8 protein-coding genes are annotated in these 8,930 nt (G+C 64.3%); 4 read left to right on the top strand and 4 right to left on the bottom strand.

From position 1 onward, the window contains the following. Positions 1 to 84: 84 nt before the first annotated feature. The 4 genes from AC07OV_RS30360 to AC07OV_RS30375 form a co-directional block, all read right to left on the bottom strand. Positions 85 to 1,011 carry a FecR domain-containing protein gene (locus AC07OV_RS30360; protein WP_495093601.1) on the bottom strand — a complete coding sequence of 309 codons (927 nt, stop codon included), beginning with the start codon at positions 1,009 to 1,011 and terminating at the stop codon, positions 85 to 87. Next, positions 1,008 to 1,526: a sigma-70 family RNA polymerase sigma factor gene (locus tag AC07OV_RS30365; protein WP_176999444.1), complete on the bottom strand. Its 519-nt coding sequence runs from the start codon at positions 1,524 to 1,526 to the stop codon at positions 1,008 to 1,010. The genes AC07OV_RS30360 and AC07OV_RS30365 overlap by 4 nt, the downstream gene beginning before the upstream one ends. A gap of 92 nt (positions 1,527 to 1,618) precedes the next feature. Then, positions 1,619 to 2,236 carry an LbetaH domain-containing protein gene (locus tag AC07OV_RS30370; protein WP_495093602.1) on the bottom strand — a complete coding sequence of 206 codons (618 nt, stop codon included), beginning with the start codon at positions 2,234 to 2,236 and terminating at the stop codon, positions 1,619 to 1,621. A gap of 42 nt (positions 2,237 to 2,278) precedes the next feature. After that, positions 2,279 to 3,355, bottom strand: coding sequence for a sigma-54 interaction domain-containing protein (locus AC07OV_RS30375; protein WP_494999236.1), 1,077 nt, complete (start codon positions 3,353 to 3,355; stop codon positions 2,279 to 2,281). A gap of 402 nt (positions 3,356 to 3,757) precedes the next feature. On the opposite strand from AC07OV_RS30375, the gene AC07OV_RS30380 reads away from it, so the two are divergent. The 4 genes from AC07OV_RS30380 to AC07OV_RS30395 are packed head-to-tail and all read left to right on the top strand — an operon-like array spanning position 3,758 to position 8,843. Further along, positions 3,758 to 4,825, top strand: a complete 1,068-nt coding sequence (locus AC07OV_RS30380; RefSeq protein ID WP_176999447.1) for an ABC transporter substrate-binding protein — start codon at positions 3,758 to 3,760, stop codon at positions 4,823 to 4,825. 15 nt (positions 4,826 to 4,840) lie between these two features. Continuing rightward, complete coding sequence (locus tag AC07OV_RS30385; RefSeq protein WP_494999237.1) at positions 4,841 to 6,067, top strand: lipase family protein; 1,227 nt, start codon at positions 4,841 to 4,843, stop codon at positions 6,065 to 6,067. A 12-nt stretch (positions 6,068 to 6,079) separates the two neighbouring features. After that, positions 6,080 to 7,285 (top strand): LLM class flavin-dependent oxidoreductase, encoded by a 1,206-nt coding sequence (locus tag AC07OV_RS30390; protein WP_495093603.1) that lies wholly within the window; start codon positions 6,080 to 6,082, stop codon positions 7,283 to 7,285. 4 nt (positions 7,286 to 7,289) lie between these two features. Then, positions 7,290 to 8,843: an ABC transporter substrate-binding protein gene (locus AC07OV_RS30395; protein ID WP_494999239.1), complete on the top strand. Its 1,554-nt coding sequence runs from the start codon at positions 7,290 to 7,292 to the stop codon at positions 8,841 to 8,843. Positions 8,844 to 8,930 lie beyond the last annotated feature (87 nt).

Raw genomic sequence — 8,930 nt, forward strand, 5'->3', positions numbered from 1 at the left:
CCCCCCCCCCCCCCCCCCCCCCCCCCCCCCCCCCCCCCCCCCCCCCCCCCCCCCCCCCCCCCCCTGTGCTCCTACAAGGTTGTGTCAGGCCAGGGATTTGCGGGGGGTCAGGGTGACCCAGTAACGGGTGCGTGCGTGCACCTCCAGGCCGAGGGTTGAGGCCAACAGGGTGAGGATGCGATCAGTGTCATCCAGGCGAAAACTGCCGGTGACTCGTAGCGCTTCCAGGCTTGGGTCCCAGCGCAACACGCCCGGACGATAACGCTCCAGCTCGCGCAGAAAGTCACCCAGCGTTTGGTTCTGCGCCGTCAGCACACCGTCACGCCAGCCCAGTTGCGACACGTCAAACGGTGTCCACGCGCCCAGTCCGCTGACCTTCAGCGACGCTTGCTGGCCCGCCTGCAACGTTGCCATTTGCCCAGTCAAGTCGCGCACCTGCACGGAGCCCTTGAGCACCGACACCCGGCAACCCGCAGCCAGTTGCCGCACGCAAATGTCGGCCTCCCTCACCTCCAACTCGCCGTAGCGCGTGCGCAGCGTCATCACGGCCGCGCCGGGTACAGTCAGCGCCAGTTCACCGTCCACGAGGGTGATACGGCGCTGCGCGAGGTTCACATCCACCGCCGTCGCGGTATTGAGCTGCAAGCTGCCGCCGTCCGCCAATGACAGGCGCTTGCGCTCGCCGGTGGCGGTGTGCAGGTCGGCACGCCAGGTCTCGATGGGCAATTGGCGGCTGATCAGCCAGGCCGTCGGCACCAGTGCCGCCAGGCCCAGCGCACGCTTGAGCACCGCGCGACGCCCAGGTTGCGGGCGGTCGAGGCTGGCCATCGCCAGCGCCGGGGGCAAGTCGTTGAAACGCTGGCGCAATGACTGGGCTTTCTGCCAGGTCTGTTCGTGTTGAGGGTGGCTGTCGCGCCACTGCTGCAAGTTGGCGTGATCGCCTTCGGTGGCTGCGCCGGATTCCAGCAGCGCCAGCCATTGCGCAGCGGCGCGGGCGACGTCGCGGTTCACAGGTCCACCAGCAAGCAATGCTCGTAGGCCTGGGCCATGTAGCGTTTTACCGTGCGTTCGGACACCTCCAGCCGCTCGGCAATCTCGCGATAGCCCAAGCCTTCCAGCTGGCTCCACAGAAATGCACGGCGCACCAGCGTCGGCAAGCCGTCGAGCAACTCATCCAGGGCCTGCAGGGTTTCCAGCAACAGCCAGCGTTGTTCCGGCGACGGCACGCACGCTTCAGGCAGGTTCGCCAAAGCGTTCAGGTAAGCCTGCTCGAGACTGCGCCGTTGATGAAAATTCACCAGCAGGCGCTTGCCGACCGTCACGAGATACGCCCGGGGCTCCTGCATCTGCGCGACCGGTTGAGCACTGGCCAGCACCCGCAGGAACGTATCCTGGCTCAGGTCCGCTGCATCCCAGGCGTTACCCAGGCGGCGGCGCAACCAGCTTTCCAGCCAGCTGCGATGGTCGCGGTACAGGCTCGACAGCGTGTGTTCCGGGGCGTGGGTCGAGGCAACAGCATCATTCATGGCAACAGACCTGCGCGGCGCGAGTGAGTCTCAAATGAGATTCATTCTATTTAATAACGCGTCGGCACACCATGCCCTTTTCAACATTGCGTTTATGCAGACACCTCTGCATCAAACACCTGCCCGCGTCCCACCACACGCCCAGGCGCCAGCACGGCACCGGGCGCCAACACCGCATTGGCACCGATGCGGCATTGATCACCGAGCAACGCGCCAAACTTGTCGCAACCCGTACGCTGCAAATGCCCGTCGACACGCACCAGCACTTCCTTGTCTGCGCGCTCATTGCGGTAGTTGGCAACAATGCTCCCGGCTTCCAGGTTGATGCCATGGCCCAGCACCGAATCGCCGACGAAGTTGAAATGCGCCAGCTTGCTGCCACGGAAGACAAAGGAGGTTTTCAGTTCGGCGCCAGGGCCGATGATGCACTGCGCGTCCAGCCAGCAGGCGCCGCGCAGCAACGAACCACTGGCGATAAAGCACTCGGCGCCGATGATCAACGGACCCTTGAGCAAGGCACCCGGCTCCACGATGGCCGTGCGGTGAACCGCCACGTCGCCGTCGATGTGGTAGTCGTCAGCGGGCAGCTCGGCGAGCAGTTGGCGCACGATCGTCGGTGCCTGGGTGACCAGCGCCCAGGGCGCAAGGTCTGCCCACGGCGCCAGCGCAGAGGTGGAAAAATCGGCGATAAAGTCGCTCAGTCGGATCAACGTCGAACCCTCCAGTGGTGAGAGAAGTTCGAAAACCTAGCATTACTGGCCGTCGAGTAATACCGGTTTGCCCAGCTCGCCGATTTTTTCCAGGCGTGCGCGCACGATGTTGCGACTGATATTGAGCAGCCGCCCCGTCTGCAATTGGTTGCCGTGGCAGTAGCGATAAGCCGCGCGAAAGATCGTCTCTTCGATGTGCTCGTACAGGTCCGGGATGTTCTGTTCGAACAACGCATTCAATGCGCTTTCCAGATCCACTGGGCCGCTCAACGCAGGCACTGCATGACTGGCTTCCTCCTGGCGAATGCCGGAAGAGCGCATGTCCACCAGGTGCAAATCCGCTGGCTGCACCCACTGGTTACGGCACACCAACAGCGCGTGGTGGATCGCGTTTTCCAGCTCGCGGATATTGCCCGGCCAACTGTGTTCGAGCATCTTGCGCTCGGCCTCGCTACTCAGGCTTGCGCGGTTGTAACCCAGGCGCTGGCAGTGTTCCTCCAGGAAGAATTCAGCCAGGGGCAGGATGTCGCCCGGGCGTTCGCGCAAGGGTGGCAGGCGGATGGTTGCGACGTGCAAACGGTAGAACAGGTCTTCACGAAAATGCCCGGCCACCACCGCATCGGCCAGGTTGACGTTGGTGGCGGCCACCAGCCGCACATTGATCGGGATCGGTGTGCGCGAGCCCAGGCGCACCACTTCGCGCTCCTGCAACACGCGCAGTAACTTGACCTGCATGTTCAGCGGCAAGTCGCCGATTTCATCGAGAAACAAGGTGCCGCCATTCGCCGCTTCGAACCAACCGGCCTTGTGGGTGGTGGCGCCGGTGAAGGCGCCCTTTTCATGGCCGAACAGTTCACTTTCCACCAGGGTTTCGGCGAAGGCACCGCAGTTGACCGCCACAAACGGTTCGCGTCCACGACGGCTCAGGGTGTGGATGTGCCGCGCGACCAATTCCTTGCCAGTGCCGGTCTCGCCGATGATCAAGGTGTTGGCTTCGCTGGGGGCCAGGCGCTCGATGCGCGCCAGCAATTCCTGGGAGCGCGGGTCCTTGAAGACCAGCACGGTGGCACGCACCGACTTGGTCAATTCACGGGCATTGGGATGGGTGATCAGCGACATGGTGCATTCCTGGCAGTAAAAGCGCGTGCTCAATAGTGCATGAACTTTTCTAGACCATTTAATTATAAATTAATATTTATATATTCCCTGATCGAATATACCAACAACCCGACACCCCGCTGCTGCTGGAGCAGCAATCGGCCAGCACTTGCGTGTTTGCTCATCAGCAGCACGGGTGCAGCGCCCCCCTGGACGAATCGCTGAAACCCTTGCCCCACGAGGGCTAGAGCGATTGTGACAGCGCCTGGCATGCAATCTGCTCTCTCCCTCCCAACACGATTCCACCTGTAGGAGCCGGCTTGCCGGCGATGGCGTCTGTTCAGACGTCGCAAGGCTCAAGAGCCTCATCGCCGGCAAGCCGGCTCCTACGGGGGATCGCTCATTCAGGTAGGGAGAACGCCCATGAAAAACGTTTGGCGCAAGAGCATCGCGGTGCTGTTCGGGGTGCTGGCATTCAGCGCAGTCCACGCGGAACCGACCTCGGTAAAAATCGCCATCGTCGCCTACACCCAAGGCGGCAAACCGGTGTTCGGCGGCATTGCCGGGCGGGTGATCGAGGACGGTTGGCTGGAGGCGCAACTGCGCGAACGCGGGGTGAAGCTGGAATGGATCGCCCTGCCCCACGCCGGCGCCGGCCCGCAGATCAACGAAGGCTTCAGCAACAACAGCCTGGACTTCGCCGTACGCGGTGACCTGCCTTCGGTGATCGCCGGTGCCGGCGGCGTGCCGGGCAAGTTGATCGTGCCCGGTGGCAGCGGCAACAACATCTACCTGGTGGTGCCCGAAGGCTCCAGCGCCAAGACCATCGAAGACCTCAAGGGCAAGCGCCTGGCCCTGCACCGTGGCCGGCCGTGGGAGTTCGCGTTCAGCAACTTCCTGGCGAGCAAAGGCCTGACCCTCGACGACTTCAAGATCGCCAACCTCAACCCGCAGGTTGGCGCCGCTGCCGTGTCGGCGGGCAAGGTCGATGCCGCCGTGCTGCTCAGCGAGGCCTATGCCCTGGAAGACAAGGGCGTCGGCAAGATCATCTGGTCGACCAAGCAAGGCAGCAACGACTGGCGCCTGGTCTCCGACCTGTGGGGCACCGAGGCCTTCGTGAAGCAGTACCCGGACATTACCCAGTTGCTCGCCACCGCCTGGGTGAAGGCGGCGTGGTGGATTTCCCAGCCGCAGAACCAGGACGCCTATTACCAATTGTCTTCCCGTGCCGGCACCGCCGAAAGCGTGCTGCGCCGCGACGATCAAAACGACCCGGTGGCCTGGAAGGAACGCTGGGCACCGAAAAGCGATGCGCAGCTCAAGGCCCACTACCAGGCGCTCACCGCCTATGCCCTGGCCAACCATCTGATTCGCGACACCTACGACATCGGCCCGTCATTGGCCACCGGTTTTACCAACCAGGCGCTGATCGACCTGAAACTCACCGACTACTGGCCGGCCCTGCGTGGCCAGGTCAGCACTAATCCGTAATAGGGAAATGACTGAATGAAACTGCCGCACTTCTTCGCCTTCGGCCTCAGTGTTCTGAGCCTGTCCATGAGCGCACTCGCTGCTGACGTGTATGCGCCCAAGCCCGACCCGCTGCAGGGCGACGGCCGTGTCTCGGCGTTCTACACCTGGGAAAAAGCCATCCCGGCCACCCCCGGCAAATTGCTGCGCAGCGAGCCGCTGGACAAGACCATCAGCCTGGCCAACGCCGCCAGTGCCCAGCGCATTCTGTACACCTCCACCAACGGCATCGATAACAAGACCCCAGTGGTGGTCTCCGGCGCGCTGTTCCTGCCCAAGGGCACGCCGCCCAAAGGTGGCTGGCCGGTGGTCAGTTGGGGCCACGGCACCGTGGGCGTTGCGGACGTGTGCGCACCGTCGTGGCAAGGCCGTTCGTACCGCGATGTGGAATACCTCAACCGCTGGCTGGCCGAAGGCTTTGCGATTGTCGCCACCGACTACCAAGGCCTCGGAGTTCCCGGCGGCCACCCGCTGCTGAACAGCCGCATGGCCGCCTACGGCATTCTCGACGCTGCCAAGGCGGTGGTCGCCGGCGTACCGGGCCTGGCAGACAAAGTGCTGATCGTCGGCCAGTCCCAGGGTGGCGCCGGTGCCTTTGCCGCTGCCGCTTACGCGGCCACCTATGCGCCCGACCTGGGCGTGAAAGGCAGCGTCGGCACCGGCGTGATCTACACCCTCGACTACGCCAAGAACCCCAGCGAAGAAGTGCGCAACAAGGTCGACCCGACCCTGGCCTACGGCTTCTACACCTTGCTCGCCGCCCAGCAATACGACCCGAGCATCAACCCGGCCGACTTCTACACCGACAAGGCCCTGCCGATCTTCGAACAGGCCCGTACCAGTTGCCTGTTTGCCCTGGAAGGCGACGTGGAAGGCCTCGGCCTGAGCATTGCCAACACCAAGAAAGACTACAAAGGCAAACAGCTCGCGCCGTGGCTCGCGCAGGTGTCGTACCCGACCCTGAAAACCTCCAAGCCGATCTTCATCGGCACCGGCGCCGAAGACACCACCCCCGCAGCCGCCACCCAAACCAAGCTGATGCAAGACGCCTGCAACGCCGGCTCCGTGGTCGAGGGTCACCTGTACAAAGGCCTGGGCCACAGCGCCACGGTCAATGCCTCGCTCAAGGACTCGATCCCGTTCGCCCACAAGGTCATCAACGACCAGCCGATCACCCCGATCTGCGCCCCGACCGCCCAGTAAGCAGGAGGCTTCATGAGCATCGAATTCTTCACCCGCCTGCCCTTGCACGGCGAAACCCAGTTTTTGCCCGGCGACCCGCGCAACCGGGGCGACTGGCACCGTGGCGGCGCCAACAGCACCGGTGCCGTCTCGGGGTTCAGCGTGGGCGACCCCTTCACCTACATCGACTACCTGGGCCAGATTGCCAAGGCGGCGGAGATCAATAAATTTGGCGGCGCGCTGATGGTCAACGCACCCACCGGCGAAGAGCCCTGGACGGTCTGCTCGCTGCTCGCCCGCGAGACACGCACCCTGCAATTTGTCACCGCGTTCCAGCCCTACCACTACACCCCGTGGGTGGCGGTGCAGCAGGCCGCCACTTACCAGCGCGCCACCGGCAACCGCCTGGTGTGGAACATCATCAACGGCGGTTCGGACGCGATCCAGCGCCAGGTCGGCGACTACAGCGACCACGATGAACGCTACGAGCGCGCCACCGAATTCATGGACGTGGTCAAGGGCTATTGGCACAACGAAACCTTCCACTACGACGGCACGTTCTACAAAGCCGACGGCGGAGGCCTGCGCGGGCCGCTGAAAAAGGCGCAACTGCCGCTGATCTGCACGGCGGGCTCTTCGGTAGCGGCACGGGAGTTTGCGGCCAAGCACGCCGACTTCTACCTGATGCGCGCCGAGCACCCGGACGAAATCGCCGCGCTGATCGCCGACCTGCGCCAGCGCGCATTGAAATGGGGGCGCACCGACATTCGCTTCGGCCTGTCGATCGATGTGATCACCCGCGAGACCGAAGAGCTGGCGCGCACCGAAGCCAAGCGCTTCTTCGACGAAGGCATCGCCCGTGGCGCGGTCAAGGCCGTGGCCGCCCACGCCGGGCTGCGCACCGCGCGCAAACTCAGCTACGAACATGGCTTTGCCGAAAAGAGCGAAACCCAGGGTTTTGATGACTTCTTCATCCACCCCAACGTGTGGACCGGCTTTGGCTATATCGGCATACCACCGGGCTGCGCGTTGGTGGGCAGCTATGAAAACGTGGTGGCGCGGATCCGCGAGTACAACGGCATCGGCATCGACCTGTTTTTCCTCGCCGGCTACCCGCACCTCGAAGAAGCCTATCGCCTCGGCGAGCACATCCTGCCGCACTTTCGCAGCGAGCGCGCCGAGCTGAGCCGCAGCGCCGAGCCCCTACGCGAGCTGCACTCGGCCAACGGCGGAGCCTGATGCCATGACCTTACTGCTGAGCCGCCGAGACTTTCTCGGCTACAGCGCAACCGTCGGCGGCCTGCTGCTGGCCGGTTGCGGCCCAAGTGACGCGCCCACCGCCATCGCCGGCAGCGACCAGCCGCGCTATGGCGGGCGCCTGCGCCTGGGCATTCTCGACGGCAACCAGAGCGGCAATCTGGATGCGCACAAGCCAGTGGGCAGCGGTATCGTTCGCGGCTTTGCGCTGTACAGCAAGCTGTGGGAATGGGACGAGCAGATGCAACCGCGCCTGGCCCTGGCCGAATTCGCCGAGCCGAATGCCGACGCCAGTGCCTGGACCTTGCGTTTGCGCCCGGGCCTGGAGTTCCACAACGGCAAGACCATCGACGCCGACGACCTGATCTTCTCGATTCGCCGCCTCACCGATCCGCAACTGGCGTCGCCGTATGCCGCGCTGCTGCACTGGGTCGACCGCGACAACCTGGTCAAGCTCGACAACCGCACCGTGCGCCTGGGCTTTCGCGAAGGGCGCAGCTACATGCCGCTGGCGGAAACCTGGGTCAACTTTGGCGGCATCGTGCCGGTGGATTACCACCCGGTGACCAACCCGGTGGGCGCCGGCCCCTACAAGCTCAAGAGTTTCACCCCGGGGCAGCGCTCGCTGTTCACGCGCTTTGAAAACTACTACAAGGACGGTAAGCCCTACGCCGATGAGCTGGAGATCATCGACTTCAAGGACCAAGTCGCCCGCCTCGCCGCCTTGCGCGCCGGGCAAATCGACATGGCCAATGTGATGCCCACCGAGCAACTGCCGATCCTGCAAAAGGACCCGCGCCTTCAGGTGATCAAGTCGGTGACCGGCAATTGGCTGTCCTTCGACATGAACCTCGACAAGCCGCCGTTCAACGACCCACGGGTGCGAGAGGCGTTTCGCCTGCTGGCCGACCGCGAAGAGCTGGTACGCCGCGCCCTCAACGGCCAGGGCCGCGTGGCCAACGACTTGTATGCGCCCAGCGACCCGACGTTCAACCACAGCCTCGGCCCGCGCCCCCATGACCCGCAACGCGCCGCGCAATTGCTCAAGGAGGCCGGCCAGGAAAACCTCGAAGTCGAGTTGGTCACCACACCGGGGCCGGGCTTGAGTTCGGCGCTGGTATTGGCTGAGCAGGCCAAGCGCATCGGCGTGACCCTCAAGGTCAAGCAAGTGGACCTCGCCACCTTCCAGGGCCCGCTGAAGAACGACTGGACCCTGAGTACCGGCGGCAGCATTGGCGCGCCGTTTTTGGCCAGCGCGATTCATACCGACGCGCCGTTTGCGGTGTCGAACAAGACCCACTTCAACGACCCGCAGTTCAGCGAGCTGTTCCTCGCCGCCATGGCCCAACCCGACCTGGAGAAACGCAAGGCCCTGGTGCATCAGGTGCAGCAGATCCAGTACGAGCGCGGCGGCATGCTGATCTGGGGCTACGCCGACCTGCTCGACAGCGTGTCCACACGCGTCGGCGGTGCCAGTGCCGAGGAGTCGCTGTTCAGCACCTGGCGCTTCGAAAAGCTCTGGCTCAAAGACACCGCCTGACCTCCCACGCCCTGTAGGAGCCCGGGGGGGGGGGGGGGGGGGGGGGGGGGGGGGGGGGGGGGGGGGGGGGGGGGGGGGGGGGGGGGG

Source organism: Pseudomonas sp. GW821-FHT09A09 (genome assembly GCF_059418405.1).

Excerpts from the sequence above, each read along its gene's own strand:
- AC07OV_RS30395 (WP_494999239.1), top strand. The coding sequence starts at position 7,290 with ATGACCTTACTGCTGAGCCGCCGAGACTTTCTCGGCTACAGCGCAACC.
- AC07OV_RS30380 (WP_176999447.1), top strand. The coding sequence starts at position 3,758 with ATGAAAAACGTTTGGCGCAAGAGCATCGCGGTGCTGTTCGGGGTGCTG.
- AC07OV_RS30390 (WP_495093603.1), top strand. The coding sequence starts at position 6,080 with ATGAGCATCGAATTCTTCACCCGCCTGCCCTTGCACGGCGAAACCCAG.
- AC07OV_RS30375 (WP_494999236.1), bottom strand. The coding sequence starts at position 3,355 with ATGTCGCTGATCACCCATCCCAATGCCCGTGAATTGACCAAGTCGGTG.
- AC07OV_RS30385 (WP_494999237.1), top strand. The coding sequence starts at position 4,841 with ATGAAACTGCCGCACTTCTTCGCCTTCGGCCTCAGTGTTCTGAGCCTG.
- AC07OV_RS30365 (WP_176999444.1), bottom strand. The coding sequence starts at position 1,526 with ATGAATGATGCTGTTGCCTCGACCCACGCCCCGGAACACACGCTGTCG.